At 66.2% G+C, this 18,168-nt stretch carries 14 protein-coding genes; 5 read left to right on the forward strand and 9 right to left on the reverse strand.

Going from position 1 to position 18,168, the window contains the following annotated elements; translation table 11 throughout:
- The 5 genes from W930_RS0105455 to W930_RS0105475 all read right to left on the reverse strand — a co-directional run.
- Window positions 1–1,479: triacylglycerol lipase (locus W930_RS0105455; RefSeq protein ID WP_051610631.1), on the reverse strand; the 1,479-nt coding region annotated here is incomplete at its 3' end.
- Window positions 1,476–2,429, reverse strand: a complete 954-nt coding sequence (locus W930_RS0105460; RefSeq protein WP_174554935.1) for a DUF4105 domain-containing protein — start codon at window positions 2,427–2,429, stop codon at window positions 1,476–1,478. The genes W930_RS0105455 and W930_RS0105460, both read right to left, overlap by 4 nt.
- A 467-nt stretch (window positions 2,430–2,896) precedes the next feature.
- On the reverse strand, window positions 2,897–3,901 hold the full coding sequence (locus W930_RS0105465) for a sterol desaturase family protein (RefSeq protein ID WP_023596076.1): 1,005 nt from the start codon (window positions 3,899–3,901) through the stop codon (window positions 2,897–2,899).
- A 12-nt stretch (window positions 3,902–3,913) separates the two neighbouring features.
- Entirely contained in the window at window positions 3,914–4,945 is a 1,032-nt protein-coding gene (locus W930_RS0105470) for a beta-propeller fold lactonase family protein (RefSeq protein WP_023874266.1), read from the reverse strand.
- A gap of 204 nt (window positions 4,946–5,149) precedes the next feature.
- Window positions 5,150–5,722, reverse strand: coding sequence for a PadR family transcriptional regulator (locus W930_RS0105475; protein WP_023874268.1), 573 nt, complete (start codon window positions 5,720–5,722; stop codon window positions 5,150–5,152).
- A 187-nt stretch (window positions 5,723–5,909) separates the two neighbouring features.
- Here W930_RS0105475 and W930_RS0105480 point away from each other — a divergent pair, with 187 nt between their 5' ends.
- On the forward strand, window positions 5,910–7,931 hold the full coding sequence (locus tag W930_RS0105480; protein WP_023874270.1) for an NADPH-dependent 2,4-dienoyl-CoA reductase: 2,022 nt from the start codon (window positions 5,910–5,912) through the stop codon (window positions 7,929–7,931).
- A 197-nt stretch (window positions 7,932–8,128) separates the two neighbouring features.
- A complete protein-coding gene (locus W930_RS0105485) occupies window positions 8,129–9,904 on the forward strand; it encodes a diguanylate cyclase (RefSeq protein WP_023596072.1) in 1,776 nt (591 codons plus the stop codon).
- 69 nt (window positions 9,905–9,973) lie between these two features.
- Here W930_RS0105485 and W930_RS26190 read toward each other — a convergent pair whose 3' ends face one another.
- Window positions 9,974–11,353: a CoA transferase gene (locus W930_RS26190; protein ID WP_051399359.1), complete on the reverse strand. Its 1,380-nt coding sequence runs from the start codon at window positions 11,351–11,353 to the stop codon at window positions 9,974–9,976.
- Window positions 11,354–11,588: 235 nt separating this feature from the next.
- On the opposite strand from W930_RS26190, the gene W930_RS0105495 reads away from it, so the two are divergent.
- Window positions 11,589–12,794, forward strand: coding sequence for a citrate synthase family protein (locus tag W930_RS0105495; RefSeq protein WP_023874274.1), 1,206 nt, complete (start codon window positions 11,589–11,591; stop codon window positions 12,792–12,794).
- 24 nt (window positions 12,795–12,818) lie between these two features.
- Here the strand turns inward: W930_RS0105495 and W930_RS26195 are convergent, their stop codons facing one another.
- Window positions 12,819–14,339: a PepSY domain-containing protein gene (locus W930_RS26195; RefSeq protein WP_023874275.1), complete on the reverse strand. Its 1,521-nt coding sequence runs from the start codon at window positions 14,337–14,339 to the stop codon at window positions 12,819–12,821.
- A gap of 168 nt (window positions 14,340–14,507) precedes the next feature.
- Window positions 14,508–14,930, reverse strand: a complete 423-nt coding sequence (locus W930_RS26200; RefSeq protein ID WP_024788897.1) for a DUF2946 domain-containing protein — start codon at window positions 14,928–14,930, stop codon at window positions 14,508–14,510.
- 234 nt (window positions 14,931–15,164) lie between these two features.
- Here W930_RS26200 and W930_RS0105510 point away from each other — a divergent pair, with 234 nt between their 5' ends.
- The gene (locus W930_RS0105510; RefSeq protein WP_023874279.1) at window positions 15,165–16,190 is read left to right on the forward strand and encodes an alpha/beta hydrolase; all 1,026 of its coding nucleotides are present in this window, start codon (window positions 15,165–15,167) and stop codon (window positions 16,188–16,190) included.
- 68 nt (window positions 16,191–16,258) lie between these two features.
- Here the strand turns inward: W930_RS0105510 and W930_RS0105515 are convergent, their stop codons facing one another.
- Window positions 16,259–17,149, reverse strand: coding sequence for a hypothetical protein (locus W930_RS0105515; protein ID WP_141571576.1), 891 nt, complete (start codon window positions 17,147–17,149; stop codon window positions 16,259–16,261).
- A gap of 307 nt (window positions 17,150–17,456) precedes the next feature.
- On the opposite strand from W930_RS0105515, the gene maiA reads away from it, so the two are divergent.
- Entirely contained in the window at window positions 17,457–18,101 is a 645-nt protein-coding gene (gene maiA, locus W930_RS0105520) for a maleylacetoacetate isomerase (RefSeq protein ID WP_023596065.1), read from the forward strand.
- The last annotated feature ends 67 nt before the right edge of the window (window positions 18,102–18,168 follow it).

Here is an 18,168-nt window from a genome sequence, read left to right on the forward strand (position 1 = left end):
ACCGCCCATGCTGTGCCCGATGATGACGGCGTCGTGCGACGCCGCGGACACTCCGTCCGGATCGAAGTGCCTGAGCGTGGTCTCGAAGGCGTTGCGAATCGCCATCGCATTCACGAGAATCGGCGAATTCGTCGGGTAGTACACCTGCCAGATCTGGAAATGTTCCCGCAATGTGGCGTCGCCCTGGATCTCGTTGGCCAGGTTCACCCATGCCTCGGGACTGCTTGCCAGTCCGTGCAGCATGAGAATCACGCGGCGCCCGGGGTCGAAGGGCTGCATCAGGTAGATATGCGGGCGAACAATGCCGCGGTCGCGCCCGAACAGTGTGCGCAGCGACTGTTCCGCGAAGCCCGAGCGGGCCAGCCAGAGACCGTACCCAGCCGTGAAATTGCCCGCCAGAGGCACGGTCTGATGGTTGATCTCGACGGACGATTCGCGATATGGGTCATAGACGACCAGTGTGGCGATGTGCGTGGTGAGTACGTCCTCGAGCGTTGTGCCGTCGAAGCGCAGCAGCAGCGTGAGCGACGGCGACGGCATTTCGCTGTAGACCTGCCCGGCCTTCGGGTCGATGGCGCGCCGGAAGTCGCGCGATGCCTCTCGCTCGCGGGCGTTGCGCGCCCCCCGGGCGCGGTCGTCTTCGCGCGTCGAGTAGACGTTGTCGTTGTCGGGGCCGGTCGAGGCGTCGCCGCGCGGCGCCGGCGTGCGGGTCGTCGACGACCACAGGGCTTCGGCTGCCGATTTGTCGTCGAGTACCGCGACGAGCTCGGCGCCGAAGCCGTCACGGCGATACGGGCTGCGTAGTCCGGCGAACGACAGCGTGGAAGCCGGCAGGACCTCTCTCGGGTCGATGCGCCGGCCGTCGAAGTTCACGCTGCTGGCATCGACCGGCAGGGTCCACCCCGAAATGGTGCCGTTGCCGGTCGTCTTGGCGCGGCGGAACAGCGCCACGGCGAAGGACTGCACGGCGTAGTTGTAGTAGTCCCGAACCTGTGTCTGCCGATCCTCGAAAGCCCGCTCGCTCGACGGCCTGTCGCTGTAGAAGAGATACGCGTAGGCGTAGCGTGCGGAGCGCAGCCAGAGATCGAACTGAGCGTCGTTCCAGGGCTTGTCGCCCGTCGGCGTTTGCGCAATGGCGAGTTGCATCGACATTTCGGCCATCGCCGCCAGGCGCCGGTCGATGTCGATTTCCTTCGCGCGACCCAGCGCGTCGATGCAGTCGAGCGACGATCTGGCACAGACCGTATCGTCCAGACCCGCGACGCGGATCGTTTCATCCGTCGAGGTGCTGAGCTTACCGGTGGAGAGAATGTCGCCTCGCTTCATGGCGATGTACTGCTCCGGTCCCAGCGAGCGGACTTCCACCATTGCGCAGCCGGAAATTCCCGTGAGCCAGACGGCTGCACTCAATAGGGCGATGCGTCGCCAGAGCGCGCCGCCGGGGAAGCGGGCAGGTCCCGCCAGACGGTGCGACGTCATGGCGTCACCTTCGGGTCGTCGCCCGGTACGCCCTCGCGGATCCGAGCCGAAAAGTCGGCCGCGTCACCGGCGGCCAGCGCGCGGGCGACGAAATTGCCGCGTTCGGCCAGTTGTGAATAAGTGAAGCCCGGCGTGAGGCCGCCCTGGTCGTAGGCGTACTCGGCGAAGTAGCCCGAGAGGAGCAGGCGGTAGTCCAGTGGGAGGCCCGGCGCGATGATGCGAGCCAGTTCGAACACGATGGTTGTGCAGTTGCTGGTGAGCGTGTTGTACCACTTCGCGTGTCGGCGAAGATCGCGTGCGCGCTCGAGGTAGCCGAGAAAGACCTCGCGCAATTGTCTGGGTGGAATGTTCAGGCGGTACAGATAGACGGTCTCGCCGCGGACGTTGCTGCGCACGCGCAGGATGTCGCGCTCATCGGCGGCGACCAGCGTCGCTTCGAAGTCCTTGAAAAAGCCTCCGACCGCGGAGAACTTCTGCCCCTGCTTCTTGCGGATCTCGATGGAGAACACCACGCGCTGGCCGTCAGAGAAGCCGAACGACACCAGCGTGTGCGCGATGGCGGGGCCCATCCAGTAGGAGAGTACGAGATCGGCGCTGTCGAGTTTGTCGAGATCGTACGTGCGCGTCTCCCAGCGGGGAGTGAAGTCGGTCTCGGTACGCCAGGCGAAGTTGCGCACATTGTGCAGGGTCACGTGCGAGCCGTCCTGCTGCGGATCGAGCAACTGGGCGACGTCGGCGGCCCAATCGCGATCGTTGGATGGCCGAATCGTCTGCCACCATCCGATAAGCAGGATCGTCGCGACAAGAAACGCGAGGGGCCATCCCTTGAGCGGCACCCCCGCGCGCACGCGCAGCAATGTCACCACGGCGGCCACGCCGAGGGACGCCCACAGGGCGATCACGAGGTAGCGCGCCGGCGCCGGGCCGGGACAACGATAGGCGAGCGCCATGGCGCCCCAGGCGCATGCCCCCAGAACGATCAGCGCGAGAAACGCACGCAGCACATAGACGTACCACGCGATAGGACCGGCGAGGGCATCGCCGGCGTGAGATTGCAGTTGCACCATATTCGCGGAAGTCCGGCGATGCCGGGCAGTCATGCCAAGCGCAGAAGAATACCAGCAGAACGCGTCGGGGATGCGTCAGAGTCCAGTGCGCCCCGGCGTCGACAAGCCGGTGGCGCACTGTGTTTCAGGAGAATTCATGGGGCCGGGGCGCTGACGCCGCGTTGGCGAACGCGCGCGAACGTGCTTCGGATCACGGCGCTCGTCGGGGGCGTGGGACGCGTGGCCCTGTCCGCCTGTTCGACGGGGCCGATTCGCTCCGCCCCGGCCCTGTTCGCGCGTCGGGCGGCAACGCGTCGAGGGTCTGCCGCAACGCGTTACCGAAGTGCCGATGTATCGATGGAATGCCGGTCTCAGACAGCGGGACGACCCGCCGTGCGCCGTGGCGCAAGGCGTTTGGCGATGCGGCCGAAGGCGCGCAGTTGCTGGGCGATCACGCCCGTGCCGTATCGACGCGAGCGGCCCTGCGGCGCGGGCAGCTGGTCGCGAATGCCGGTCGGCTCGACCTTGCGTTCCCAGGATGCCGTGCGAAACAGCATGTCCCACCAGGGGAACAGCACGCCGAAGTTGCAGCCGTAGCGGGTGCCTTCGTGTCCGTAGCCGATAGCGTGATGGCGACGGTGGAACGTCGGGCTCACGATCAGGCGCTCGAGCACCGGGCCGTACGGCAGCCGGGCGTTGACATGCTGCACGCTCTGCAGAAAGTTGCCGACCGCGACGAGCACGACATACTGCCCCGGTTGCACGCCGATGAACAGGGCGATCGCGGCGAAGAAGGCGGCTTGCAGGATGTCGTCGAGGAAATGATTGCGATCGTCGGACCACAACGACATCTGCTGCTGGCTGTGATGCACCGCGTGCAATTCCCACCATACGCCGAATCGATGCTGCCAACGGTGATACCAATAGCCCGCGAAGTCCAGCACCGTCAGGTACATCAGGAACGAGACGAGCGGCTGGTCGGTCACCCCGGGATAGAGGCTGTCGAGGTCGATACTGGCCAGACCGTGCATGACCATCAGGCTTTGGAGCGCGTCGAATGCGGGCCGGAGCACCATGAAGAAGAGCAGATTCAGGATGCCGAGCTTCGCAATCCACGTGTAGATCACGTCGGCGCGCACCTGGCGGCGGTCCTGCCAGCGCTCGACGGGGCGTAGCATCTCGAGCGGGCGCAGCAGCACGTAGGTCAGTCCGATCTGCAACACCCCGATCAGCACCCAATACAGGGCGTCGTAGATATCGTCGTCGTAACCCATCAGGTTGAAGTGGAACAGCAGCGGCTGCACCACGTCCACATAGACGAGCGTCTGGGCGGCGGAAATGCCGTTATCGACGAAATTGATCGCTTCCTGAATCATCTGGCAGTCTCGTCAGTCCGGATTCGGCGAGAGGACGGGCGCGCGCTCGGCGAAAAAGATGCCGTGCGGCGACCGGTTCACGGCAATGCGGTCGACCAGCTGGCGCGTCGTCAGGTCGATCACGCCGACATGGCGTGCGAACCGGAACGTCACCCAAAGATACCGCTTGTCCGCGGACAATTCCATATCGTCGGGGCCCGGCATCAGGCCGGTGATGTCGGCGACCTTGGTGAGCGATTCGTAATCGAGGATGCTGATGGTGCTCTCGACGCGGTTGCTCACGGCGATGTGACGCCCGTCGGACAGCGAGCGGAAGTTGTGCGCGCCGCGCCCGGTCTGGATCCGCTTGATGACCTTTTGGGCACGCCAGTCGACCACGGCCACGTCGTCTTCGCCGGTCATGCCCACGAGCAAGTACTTGTCGCCGGGCGTCATCCACAGACCGGCGGGCGTCTTGCCGACCGGCATGCGCCATTTCACCGTCTGGGTGGCCAGATCGATGGCCGCCAGTTCGCCCGAGTCCTGCAGCGTGACGAACACCGTTTTGCTGTCGGACGTAAAAGTCATGTGGCTGGGTGTCTTGGCCAGCGGAATGCGCTTGACGACGGACACGTTCTCGCCGTCGTAGCGATAGACGTCGACCCGGTCCAGACGCAGCGCGGCCGTCACGAACCACTTCCGATCGGGCGAAAAACCCAGCTGGTAAGGGTCGTCGATGTCCGCGACCTGCCGCTGCAGCTTGCCGGTATTCGGGTCGAGGAACATCAGGCTGTTCGAAACCGAGTTCGCGATGATCAGCGAGCGCTTGTCGGGCGTGATCATCAGGTGATGCGGCTCTTTGCCCGTGGGCATCGTGCCGACGACCCTGTGCGAGGCCTGGTCGATGAGCGACAACTGGGCGGCGCCGGAGTCGAGCACGATGACCGTCCCGGCGTGGGCGGGCAGAAGCGGAAGGGAGCCGGCGGCGAGGGCGCAGAGCGCTCCGAGTTTGCGAGCGCGGCCGGTCAGCCGGGAAAGCGTGAAGCGCTTGGAGGAAAACACCATGAATGCCTAGGGTGGGGCGAAAAACGGAGACGCGCGCCGGTAAGCGACACGCCGATTCTCACGTTAAACGCGCCATGGCGCCGGTTCGTTGACAGGAAAATGGGACGAAATTGCGTCGATCCGCGAGTCGGCGGCAACGGGGCTGGCCTCCGAAAGTGCGCTGTGGCTTGGGCAACGTGCCCGTGCCAGGTCGGCCGGCGGCCGTCAGGGAGCGGACGAGGTGCTTTCGACGGCGGCGCCGTCCCACGCGACCAGCAGCGCCAGCGCTTCCTGCGTCCAGTCGAGCCAACCTTGTTCGTATCGTATGCCCAGGCGGAGGATGTGCCGCTGCAGCGCCGCCTCGCGGGTCGGCGCTCGCCCGGGGGGGAAGTCGCGGGCTTCGATGGCCCGGTAGGCCGCCAGCTTCTGGGCATGAACGGCTGCACGACGTTGCAGTTCGGGTTGCAGGCCGAGCGGTCCGACGACGGCATCCGCGCGCAATAGGACCATGAGGTCGTCGCGCAGATCCGATGGCGCGGTGTCGGTGGCGGCCCAGGCAAGGAGTTCGTCGCGCCCGGCGTCGAGCACCCGGTATACCCGCTTGCGCGTGCGCCCGCCGTCCGGCGCGGCCATCGAATCGATCCATCCTGCCCCCTCCATGCGCGCCAGCTCGCGGTAGATCTGCTGGTGGGTGGCGTGCCAGAAGAATCCGATCGACTTGTCGAATCGGCGAGCGAGGTCATACCCCGAGGAGGACTTCTCCAGCAACGAGGTCATCAGGGCATGGGCGAGCGGCATGTGCGGCAGTGTAGAGACTCGCTACTAACTATGCAACCCGTTGCATAGTTGAAAATGGCCGCATAGAATCGGCATCCAACTATGCAACCGGTTGCATACCATCGAGCCGCGATATCGATGTGCCCCATGCTTGCCGGCATCTGCCCCCGAAACCCACGGCGTTCGCCGGACGACGAGAGAGACAGCGATGAGCGGATATCCCCACCTGATGCAGCCCCTGGACCTGGGTTTCACGACGTTGCGAAACCGGGTATTGATGGGTTCGATGCACGTCGGACTGGAAGAAGCGCGCGACGGCTTCGCCCGGATGGCCGAGTTCTATGCCGAGCGGGCGCGCGGCGGCGTGGCATTGATGGTGACGGGGGGTATTGCACCGAACGACGCCGGGCGCCCATATGCGGGCGGCGCCAAGCTCAGTACGGAGGAGGAGGCTGCCAGGCATCGGGTCGTGACCGACGCGGTACACGCGGCCGGTGGCAAGATCGCCATGCAGATCCTGCATTTCGGGCGCTACGCCTACCATCCCGATCTCGTGGCGCCGAGCGCGCTCCAGGCGCCGATTACGCCGGCCAAACCTCGCGAGCTTTCGGCGCAGGAAATCGAGTCGACCATCGATGACTTCGTGAACTGCGCCGCGCTCGCGCAGCAAGCCGGTTACGACGGCGTGGAGATCATGGGCTCCGAGGGGTATCTCATCAACGAATTCATCGCGGCGCGCACCAACCATCGCACCGACGCCTGGGGCGGCAGTTACGAGAACCGCATGCGTTTCCCGGTGGAGATCGTGCGACGGGTGCGGGAGAAGGTGGGCCGCGAGTTCATCATCATCTACCGGCTGTCGATGCTGGATCTGGTCGAGGGTGGCTCGACTTTCGACGAAGTGGCGCAACTGGCGCGCGCGATCGAAGCCGCCGGTGCAACGCTGATCAATACCGGCATCGGATGGCACGAAGCCCGCATTCCGACAATCGCGACGAGCGTTCCACGCGCGGCGTTTGCCTGGGTCACCGGCAAGCTCAAGGGGCACGTCGGCATTCCGCTCATCACGACCAATCGTATCAACACGCCGGAGGTGGCCGAGCGCCTGCTTTCCGAGGGGCAGGCCGACATGGTGTCGATGGCTCGGCCGCTACTCGCCGATCCCGAGTTCGTGAACAAGGCCGCGGCGGGTCGCGCGCAGACGATCAACACCTGTATCGGCTGCAATCAGGCATGCCTCGATCACACATTCGGCGGCAAAATCACGTCGTGTCTGGTCAATCCGCGCGCCTGCCACGAAACGATGCTGCGCATCGAGCCCGCCCCGCGCGTACGCCGGATCGCCGTGATCGGTGCCGGGCCTGCCGGTCTGGCCGCCGCGACCGTGGCGGCGCGCCGCGGGCACGACGTCACCCTGATCGAGGCAGACTCGGAGATCGGTGGCCAGTTCAACATGGCCAAGCGCATTCCGGGCAAGGAAGAGTTTCACGAAACATTGCGCTACTTCCGCCATGAGCTCGACGCCGCCGGCGTCAAACTCCACCTCAACACGCGCGCCAGCGTCGCATCGCTGCTCGACGGCGGCTACGACGACATCGTGCTGGCCACGGGCGTCGTGCCGCGCACGCCGGCCATCGACGGCATCGACCATTCGAAGGTGCTCAGCTATATCGATGTCCTGCGTGGCGGCGCGGCCGTGGGCAAGACCGTCGCCGTGATCGGCGCCGGGGGCATCGGCTTCGACGTGGCGGAATTCCTCACGCAAGCCGGCGAGAGCGCCACCCTGGTGCCCGAAAAGTTCTACGCGGAGTGGGGAATCGATCCGGCGTATGCCCACGCGGGTGGCCTACGGGCGCCCATGCCGGAGGCGTCGCCACGCAAGGTTTACCTGATGCAGCGCAAGACATCCAAGGTTGGCGACGCGTTGGGCAAGACCACCGGATGGATTCATCGCACGTCGCTCAAGCATCGGGGCGTCGAAATGATTCCAGGCGTGACCTATCGCCGCATCGACGACGAAGGACTGCATGTCACCATCGACGGCACCTCGCACGTGCTGCCCGTTGATAACGTAGTTTTGTGCGCGGGCCAGGAGCCGCTGCGCGAATTGGCGGATGGCCTTCGTTCCGCGGGAGCGCGCGTGCACGTCATTGGTGGCGCGGACGTGGCGGCGGAGCTCGACGCCAAACGTGCGATCAAGCAGGGAACGGAGCTCGCGATCGACCTGTAACTTTAGGGAGCCACGCGGGCGGCGGCAGATCGTTGTGCGACAATTACGCATCGTCGCGTTCGCCTTCCACCGGCGTGTCTGCGACGTCAAAGCGTCATTGCCGTGTGCCGGGCATGGGCGCAGATCGCTGCCGCGCGGGATCGTCCGATGCGGTCCCCGTGGGAATCCGTACCGTGTGGCCGACGGTGTCGTCGTCAATGAAACGCACGTTACTTTCCGCTGCTTCGCTCACCGGCCGCCTGCGACTCCAGAACCTTGCCGTTGTCTCTGTCGTCGCCATCCTCTGTATCGGCCTGTTTGCGATGGCATGGGGTGCGTTTCAGCGAGCCGGCGATGCCCGGGCGGCCCTCGATGCGCTGCAAGCCACATTGCTCGCCATGGAGAAGGCTTCCGCCGAGCGTGGCCCGGCCAACGCGGTACTCGGTGCCGATCTTCCGCTTCCCAACGAATCCGTCGCCGCGCTGCGCGGCGCCCGCGAAGTGACCAACGCACGCTTGCAGGCCTTGCTCTCGGCGCTCTCGGCCAGCCGCTGCGAACAGTGCGGTCCCAGCCTGCGCGCTGTCGAGCGGGCCAGGCTTGACCTCGCCGCCGCCAGCGCCAACGTGGACTTGCTGGCGCAGCGTCCGCGCGAGATGCGCAGCGACGCCGCCGTGCGTGACGCGGTCGATCGCATGGTCCGGGTCATCGCCGACTTCACGCCAGTGGCCTCGTCGCGCATCAACGTGGTCTCGCGCGGGGCGCCCGAGGCGCTTCACTTCCTCGTGCTCGCGCGGCTGGCGGCCGATCTGCGCGAGTACGCCGGGCAGCTCGGTTCTCATTTCACCGCCACACTCACGACGGGGCAGTCTCTCAGCGATACCGATCAACGTGCCATCGAACGGACGCTCGGCAGGATCGAGCAACTGCGCGACATGATCGCGTCGCGCATGACGGACGCGGCAGTGCTTGGCCCCCAGACGCTCGATGCGCTGAACACCCAGTATTTTGGGGCCGGTCTGCGTTACGTCGCCGCCGTGCGAGCGCTGGCCGGCCAGCCGCACCCGAAGGCGCCGACGACGGCCGAATTCGCGCACACTTACGTGCCGATGATGCGTGCCATCACCGATTTTCGCGACAACATGCTGTCGATCGCCCGCGGTAAGGTCGACGCGCAGTATTCATCCGCATTGCGACGGGTGATTTACACGGCGCTTGCCGAAGCCGCGCTGGTACTGGTGATCGCTCTCGTGTTGCGCAATTTCCGCCGCAGCGTGGTCCAGCCTTTCGAGGCCGCGGCGCGATTCGTGGACGCGCTGGCCCAGGGCAATCTCGACGTCGCGGTGCGCGACGAACGCCTGCCGAAGTGTCGTCCTCAGGTGCGTGCGGTGTTCGATGCGCTGAGGGTGCTGCGCCTGAACGCCGTCGAGTTGGCGCAACTGCGCCGCGAGCGGGCCCGTCTGCTGGGCGAACTGGAAATGAGCGCGGACACCGATCCACTGACGCATTTGATGAACTGGCGGGCGTTCGAGCGTCAGGCGCAGGCGCTGTGCGCGACGAACTCGCCGGGGCGCGTGGCACTGATCAAGTTCGACATCGACCACTTCACGAATCTCAACGCGACATACGGCCATGCGCTTGGCGACGACGTCCTGCGCCGTGTCGGTGCCGTGTGCCTGAACACATGTCAGCCCGGAGATGTCGTTGCACGGCTCGGGGCTGACGCTTTCGTCATTCTCGCGCGGGTGCTCGACGAATCCCGGGCACGACAGTTCGCGGAATTGTTGCGCGGGCGTATCGAGGCGACCACGCTCACCTTGCCTGACGGCGATGCGCTGCCATTGTCGGCCAGCTTTGGTATTGCGATGGCCGATCCGGTGGCGTTCGACGCCGAAGGTCGGGCGCTCGGTATGCCGACGAACGTGTCGGCGTTGCTGAGCCAGGCTGAACGTCAATTGCATGCCGCTCGTCAGGCGCGGCGGCATGCACTCGATTGAGCGGCATTTTCGACGTGTGAAGCCATGCCCGGGGCGACGGCCGGGCCCCCGGTCCGGGGCCCCGGCCGCTTACGCCCATCGCGGCGTGGCCGTTCCCAGTGCAAGGGCTGGCAGGGCCCAGTCGACGGCGGTGCCCTCGATCGACATGGGCGTGGCCACGCGACGTACCGGTCCCCACGACGTATCCTCGATCCGCGCCGACAGGTCGTGCGCCGTTTCCGGGGCAAGCGGTGAAGGCGCGGCGGGCGGCGTACGGTGGGCGACGAGCAGTCGTGCCGTTCTGGCGAGCGAGGCGCGCACGGTGGCGCCCTGGCGCTGGGTCTGACGGCGCTTCAACGCGTGGATGGCCGCCGCGGCCATCAGATAACCGGTTGCGTAGTCGATACCCTGGCCGGGCAGCGGCACTGGCCGCCCGGTACCTCCCGCATGCATGCCGGCGTCGGCGATTCCCGCGCTCATCTGTACCAGGCTGTCGAATCCCCGCCGCGCCTGCCAGGGGCCATTCCAGCCATAGGCGTCGAGCGAGACGTCGATGAGTCCGGGATTGAGTTCGCGGCGTCGCGCCTTGCCGAGCCCGAGACGCTCGAGCGCATCCGGCCGATAGCCGTGTACGAGGACATCGGCCTCGCGCAGCAGCGCCTCGAGCACTGTGCGGCCATCGTCGTGTTTCAGATCGAGCCGCGCGCAACGCTTGCCCAGCACGACTTCCGGCACCGTGCCGGGTTCGTCCCATCCGGGGGGATCGATGCGCAGTACCTGCGCGCCGAAGCCTGCCAGAAACCGCGTTGCCGTCGGTCCCGCGAGAATGCGCGTGAGATCGAGCACGCGAATGCCGCTCAGCGGTCGTTCGCGCATCGGCTGCCAGTCGCGGCCGCGCGCCTGAACGCCGGCATCGAACGTTTCCCAGTGGAGCAGGGGTTCGCCGGCAACCGCCATGCCTTGCGGATGCGCGTCCCATTGCGTCATCGAGCGCATCGCCGCTGCGCATCCGCCTTCGACGATGACGGCCGTTTCGAGCGCGTCGGCCTGCCAGCTCGCGACCTTTCGCGTCACGGCCTCTCGCTCGGCCGGCACGCCGAGCACTTTCAGCGCTGCGGCACGATGATGCGGGGCGTTGGTATGCAGGCGAATCCAGCCGTCGGACGTGCGATAGTCGCCCGCGATCGGATCCCAGATCGGGGGAGACGACCAGCCTTGGGCGCGCAACGATGTCTGGAACCAGAACGACGCCAGGCGCCGGTCCACATTGACCGCCGGCAGCGAGGACGCGCCATCGAGTCCGAAATCCGCCGCCGGGCCGGCGGACAGACCGGCGACGGCAAGGGTTGCGTTGGCGATCGCCGCAGTGGCGAAATCGGTATAGGGAAATACGCAGGGAAGTGCACCGTGGCCGCTTAGCATCAGTTCGGGTGGCGTCGCGGTGCTCGAAGCGTCGAGCGCGCATCGCATTTCGTTCAGATAGGGTTTGACGAAGCCGGTGTCGTCGGCAAGGGCAATGGCGCGACCGGAAACGGCGAGAGACATGGGGAATCCTCGATGAATTCGATGGGGGGCATCGCAACGCGTCGCGATACAGGACTGCCGGCGAATGGAAGCTTATGCCGATGGATTTTATTGTCAATATTGATTAGATTAATCAATCTGTTGCTTTCACCTGGACTTCCCGGAACGTCCGCCACGCCACATGAACTACTTCACCGCCGCACAGGCCGCCGAGCGTCTTGGCGTGTCCCTCCAGACGCTTTATGCCTACGTAAGCCGTGGATTGCTTCACGCCGAGCCCGGTAAAACGCACCGCGAGCGCCGCTATCGCGTCGCCGATGTCGAGCGTCTGGCGGCGCAACGCACCCGTGGTCGCAAGCCCAGGGAGGTCGCCAAGGCGGCGTTGGACTGGGGGATGCCGGTGCTCGAGTCCTCGATCACGCTGATCGAGGACGGACGATGCTACTACCGGGGGCGTGATGCCCTGACGATGGCGGAGTCGACCTCGGTCGAAGCCACGGCGGCGTGGTTGTGGCAATGCGACGAGGCAACGGCGTTCGCCGCGCGCGAGGACCGCGAATGCGGCCCGGACGATTGGCCCGCCTTGCTGCTCGATCGATATCGCGGGCAACGTGCCGAAGCAGCGTTGCTGCCGGCATTTACGGCCGCGAGCGACGATACCGCCACAGGCATCTGGCAGCGCGATGCGACGCGTGTCGCGCGGGGAAGCGCCGAACTGCTGAGGTTGATGACGGCCTGCCTGCTGGGCACCACGCCGAGCGACGCCCCCGTTCACGAGCAATGCGCGCACGCGTGGGGCGTTCGCGATGCGTCGGGGGCGGATCTGATTCGCATGGCGCTGGTGCTGTGTGCCGATCACGAGTTGAACGCGTCGAGCTTTACGGCGCGTTGCGTGGCATCGACGGGCGCCAGCCTGCGCGCGGCGGTCGTCGCCGGTCTGTCGGCGCTGACCGGGGGGCGTCACGGCGGCACCACCGCGCGCAACGAGGCGATGTGGGATGAGGTGGGCGAGACGCACGTTGCCGCGCGCCTGCGAGAGCGGCTCGCGCGTGGTGAGAAGCTGCCTGGCTTCGGGCATCACCTTTATCCAGCCGGTGATGTTCGCGCGAGCGCGATGCTTGCGCGGGTGCTGCCGTCGCACCCGACATGGCAGACCATGATCGAAGCGGCCGACACGTTGGTCGGGCAGCGCCCGTCGCTCGATTTCGCGCTGGTGGCGGTGCGGCGTCACCTCGGGCTGCCGGTGGGCTCGGCGTTCGGCCTGTTCGCGCTGGGCCGCACCATTGGCTGGATCGCCCATGCGCTCGAGCAACGAGAAAGCACCCGCTTGATTCGCCCGCGCGCGGCGTACGTGGGCGTAAGACCCGCGCCGATCTCCCGCGTGTGACGCGATAAGGCGTCGGGTATCCCTTCAGGTCGCGACCTGGCGCCGGAACGCGATGCGATCGGCCGCCCAGACGAGTGCCATCGTCGCGCCCATTAGCGGGAAGATGGCGCCGAGCGCGACCATGCCGGCGACCCAGGCGCGCATTGGCGGGCGCGACGCCGCACGAGCGGGCGCGCCCAGCGTCCGGGCCGGGCGGCGCATCCACCACATCGCGAATCCGGTCACGGACATCGCGAGCAACCCCATCGAGATCGCTGCACAGAGCCATTGATTCGCCGCGCCGAAGTACTTGCCCATGTGGAGCGAGGTGCCATAGGAGATCGCTTGTGCGATGGCGCCGTAAGCGTTGTAGTCGATGTCGCGAAGTACCTTGCCGCTGTATTGGTCGATGTGCATGGTGCGCTCGGCGCGCGGGTCGGCCGGGAAGTACGACACGGTGTACACGCCGTCCGCCGTCGATGGCACGACGAGGCTGTAGCCGTTCTGAACGCCGCGCCGCGCAGCGATGGCCATGACCTCGTCGACGGACAGCGCGCCCGTCGCGCGCAAGCGCGCGGGCGTCATGCCTGTCGCGTCGGCCATGCCGTCGTGCCCGGCATGGTTCGTGGGAGCGGCCGCCGCGGGAGGCGTCGCCTGCGTCGGCGCGCCATGTGGCGTACCCACCATGTCCGGCGCGCCGGACCGCGGCACGGGCATATTGCCGACGGCCCACGGAATCTGGGCGAGGGGCAGGTCGTCCATCGTCGTCGGCTTTTCGGGCACCGTTGAGCGCACAGGCGCCTTGCCCCAGGCGCCGGGTGGCGAGCCCATCCCGGCTTGCGTCGCGAGTGCCTTGAACTGGGCGCCCCACAAGCCGGTCCACGGCAGCCCGGTCAGCACGAACGCCAGCCCGCCGGCCGCCAGCCAGAGGCCCATCACGCCGTGCAGATTACGCAGCAGGGCCCGGCCGCGCAGTTGCCAGCGCGGTCGCAACGCATTCGCCCACGTCGCACCGGCGCGCGGCCACCAGAGTGCGAGACCGGTGCCCAGCATCACTAGCGTCCAGCAGCCGGCCAGCTCCATGAGCCACTCGCCGGGTTTGCCCAGCATGAGCGAGCGATGCAGGTTGCGCGCCTGTTGCATCAGCCGGTGTTCGACGCTCAGTGTGCCGAGCACCGTCCCCGTATAGGGATTGACGTAGACGCTTTGGCGCGCGCCGTCGGGCAGGCGAAAGATGAACTCGGCGCTGCGTTCGGGGGCGCGGTTGACTTCGACGCTGCTGATCCGAGCGCCGGTGGGCAACGCGGACGCTGCGTGTTCCATCAGCGTCTGCTCGGCGATTCGCGGCGAATCGGACGCCTCGACGATCATCCTGTCGTGATAGAGCCACGGTTCGATTTGCGGGGCAAAGACATACAGCGTGCCGGTGAGGGCCAGCACCATGAGCCATGGCATGACGAAGAGGCCCGCATAGAAGTGCCAGCGCCAGAGGGTGCGATATTGTCCGGCGGCTGTGCCCGGTTGCGCCCGTTGCGCACGGGCAAAGGGGATATTTGGGGGATGCATGAGGCAACGATTCCCTCTCGTGTCGCCGCGGGCTGCGCGATGCGAGTGCCGCGGCATGCGCATGCCGTCCTCGCGTGACGTCGTGTCCAGACGTCGACGTGCACGGCAGGCGCAAATGAAGAGCGACGCCACCACCGCCGTGGGCGGGGCGTCGGACTGAGCGCGAGATCAGGAAAGGGCGGGCGGCGCGCGTGCTGGCGGCGCGAAGGCGAGGCGGGGGGAGGGCGCGAGCGTGTCGCCGACGGGGCCGGCGCGGGCAACCCAGGCGAAGGCAACGGCGCCCGTGAGCGACGCCATCGTGAGCGGCGGGTGATTCGCGAGCAGCGAGCAATAGCCACAAACGTCCCCGGCGCTGTCGTGCGAGGCGTGGGGCATCGACGCCTCGTGGCTGTCATGCATGGCCGATGCGCGCGATGCCGACTTCGAGCTCAAGGGCCCGTCCACGCGGCACAGCGCGACGTCCAGCCATCGCGCCTGCTCAGCGCGATGCGCCGCCATTACCTGACTCACGACCGGCATGCCGATTGCCAGGCACATGGCGACGAGGCCAAGCCATGCGAACAGGCGTCGTTTGTGGGCGGTCAGGTGCATTGGACAGCGAAGGATGCCGTAGCGAGCGGAAAGCCGGAATGCTATCACGAGGGAATTTTGAATCCGTTTGTGTCGATGCTTCGAACGGATACATTCGGACACAAACGGCGGCGGGCGCGCGGATATAACTCTGACTACGCGCCCGGCAGGCATCGAAACGGCTGGCCCCAGGGCGTGTTGGCTTCGCTTTTCCGGCACGCGCCGGACCATCACTTACTGAGGACAACAACCATCATGTCGGAATCGATCAATCTTCGCCGTCGACGTCTGTTGGGCACCACGCTGGCGGGCGCCACGCTCGCGGAACTCGGCTTTTCATCGCTTGCGCGGGCATCCGTCTCGAGCTCGGCCGGAGGGCATGCCTCGTTCGAGGCGATGCGCCAGGTCGAAGCGGGAGACCTGAGCGTCGGATATGCGCAAGCGGGACCGGAAGACGGCAAGGTCGTGATCCTGCTGCACGGCTGGCCGTATGACATTCACAGCTATGTCGACGTGGCACCGTTGCTGGTCGCGGCAGGTTACCGTGTGATCGTGCCGTACCTGCGCGGCTATGGCTCGACCCGGTTGCTGTCGGCGGCGACGCCGCGCAACGGTCAGCAGGCCGTGGTGGCGGCCGACGTCATTGCCCTCATGGACGCCCTGAAGATCGATCAGGCGATTCTCGGCGGCTACGACTGGGGAGCGCGCACCGCCAATATCGTGGCCGCGATCTGGCCGGAGCGGGTGAAGGCGCTAGTCTCGGTGAGCGGGTATCTCATCGGCAGCCAGGCGGCCAACCGCGCACCGTTGCCGCCGCAGGCCGAATTTCAGTGGTGGTATCAGTTCTACTTCGCCACGGCGCGTGGCGCGCAAGGTTATGCGGCGAACACCGATGCGTTCAACAAGCTCATCTGGCAACTGGCGTCGCCGAAGTGGCAGTTCGACGATGCCACTTACGCACGCTCGGCGGCCGCGTTCCACAATCCCGACCACGTGGCCATCGTGATCCACAACTATCGCTGGCGTCTCGGGCTGGCGCAGGGCGAGCCGCGCTTCGATGCGCTCGAGCAGCGTCTGGCGGCGGCGCCGAAGATTGCCGTGCCGACCATTACGATGGAGGGTGACGCCAACGGGGCGCCGCATCCCGCGCCGGCCGCTTACGCGAAGCAATTCACCGGGAAGTACCAACATCGCAACATTGGCGGCGGCGTGGGCCACAACCTCCCGCAGGAGGCGCCGAAAGCTTTCGCCGACGCGATTCTGGAGGTCGTGGCGCTGTGAGGGGGAAAGCGCCGCGCGCCTGCAAAGGCTCATCAGCCTCGACGGCATGATCGGAGCGGACGGATGCCTTACCCGACACGCCGCACGCGCAGCATCAACCAGACCATCACGGCGGTGATCAGCACGGTCGCGAGCACGGCTTTCCAGAGCGAGTGCGTGAGCACCCAGGTGGCTGCGGCGGAGACGCCGAACAGGAGGATTGCCAGCCACTCGAGCGTCTTGTCCAGCGAGGTCTGGTCGCGGTAGGTGTATTTGCCCCCGGCTTTGGGGGCGTCGGTGGATCCCCTCGCTGTGCCGCGAGGGCGGGGCGCACAGGCAGGGAAGGCTTCCACGAGCCGGGGGCTCGGCCACGGGTTGACCTCGGCGCGCGGATCGCCCACGCCCGTGGTGAGCCAGACCGCGTTGCCATCGGACGCGCGGCGCGCCTCTTCGACGTCTCGCGCGAGACCGGCATCGATCGGCGTGCCATGCTCCAGTGCGCCCATGCGCTCCAGTTGATCCGTCAACCAACCGGTGGCGTCCATGACGTCCGGCAGCCCGCTCGTGCGCACCAGAACGAAAGGCCCATACGCCGTGCGGATGTACTCGACGAAGGCGTCATGAATGAGGCGATAACGTTCGCCCAGCAACGCGACAAGGGCCTCGCGCCGCCGGGCGGTGCGCTCGAGTGCCAGCGCCTTGGTCGTCACCAGATAGGGATATGTCGCATCCCTTTCGTCCGGGGGCACGCTTTCCAGGAACTCCTCCAGTTCGATGGCTTCGTCTTCAGGGTCGAAGTCGTCGATGACATGCGCGAAATGAACGTCTTCAACACTGAACAGCGTACGCCAGAAGAGGGGCAGGCAGGCATTCGCTTCCAGCGACGGACCGCCAGCGGCGAAGTATGGCTTCAGTTCCCCCTTGCGACCCTCAGGCATGCGTGGCCACGGCGGACTCTCGAGAAAGACAGGATGGGACATGTCTTGAGCCTTTAGCTGATTGGGTCGGTGCAACCCGGAGTTGACACGCCGAACTTTCGGGGCGGTCGGCAGCCGGGGAAATTCTGTCTGAAGCGCGCCGATTTGTCACCTTGCGGGCGGGGCGGCGGGAAATGCGCAAGGCAACGCGGAAGCGGAGGGGGAACGAGTGCGTTGCAATTGCAATTGGCGCATGGCATGATCGACGGCGATGAATTGCAAATGCAATCGTATGGTGGGCGTGCACTCGGGCGTGCGCTCGGGTGTCGCCGGTTTCCTTCCCTCCGGACATTGAATAAGGACAGTTCAAATGGCGCTTCAACTCTATGGATTCTGGCGTTCGAACGCGGCGTTTCGCGTTCGCGTGGCGCTGGCACTCAAACGTTTGCCGTACGAAGAAATCGGCGTGGACTTGCTGGCGGGACGGCAGTTCGATGCGGCGTACGCCGAGGTGAATGCCGGGCATATGGTGCCGACGCTGGTTCACGATGGGCATCGAGTGTTCCAGTCGCTGGCGATCATCGAGTATCTGGACGAGTTGTACCCCGAGCCCCGCCTGGTGCCTGGCGATGCGAAGGATCGGGCTCATGTTCGCGCGCTGGCTTCGGTTAGCGCCGCCGACTCGCATCCGCTGGTCGTGCCGCGAGTGCGCAAGCATCTGGCGCAGGCGTTTGGGGCGGACAAGGAGTCAATCGAGGCGTGGTGCCGCCATTGGGGCGAGGAGGGTCTCGCCACGTACGAGCGTATGCTCGGGCAACGACCGGCGTCGCCATTTGTGATGGGCGATACGCCGACGCTTGCAGACATCTGCATTGCCGGGCAGGTCGTCATCGCCGATCTCTACGGTATCGACGTAAGCGCGTTTGGGCGTGTGGCCGCGCTGTCCGAGCGCTGCTTCGCGCTGCCAGCGTTCGCGGATGCCCACCCGAAGCGTCAGCCTGGCTTTCTGGCCTGATTCAAGCTCGATTCGCGCGCGAAGCCGGTGTGAACCAGGGGGAAGCCGGTTTGCGTCAGCCTTGAAC

The organism is Pandoraea sp. E26 (assembly GCF_000681415.1).
Taxonomy (GTDB): Bacteria; Pseudomonadota; Gammaproteobacteria; order Burkholderiales; family Burkholderiaceae; genus Pandoraea; species Pandoraea pnomenusa.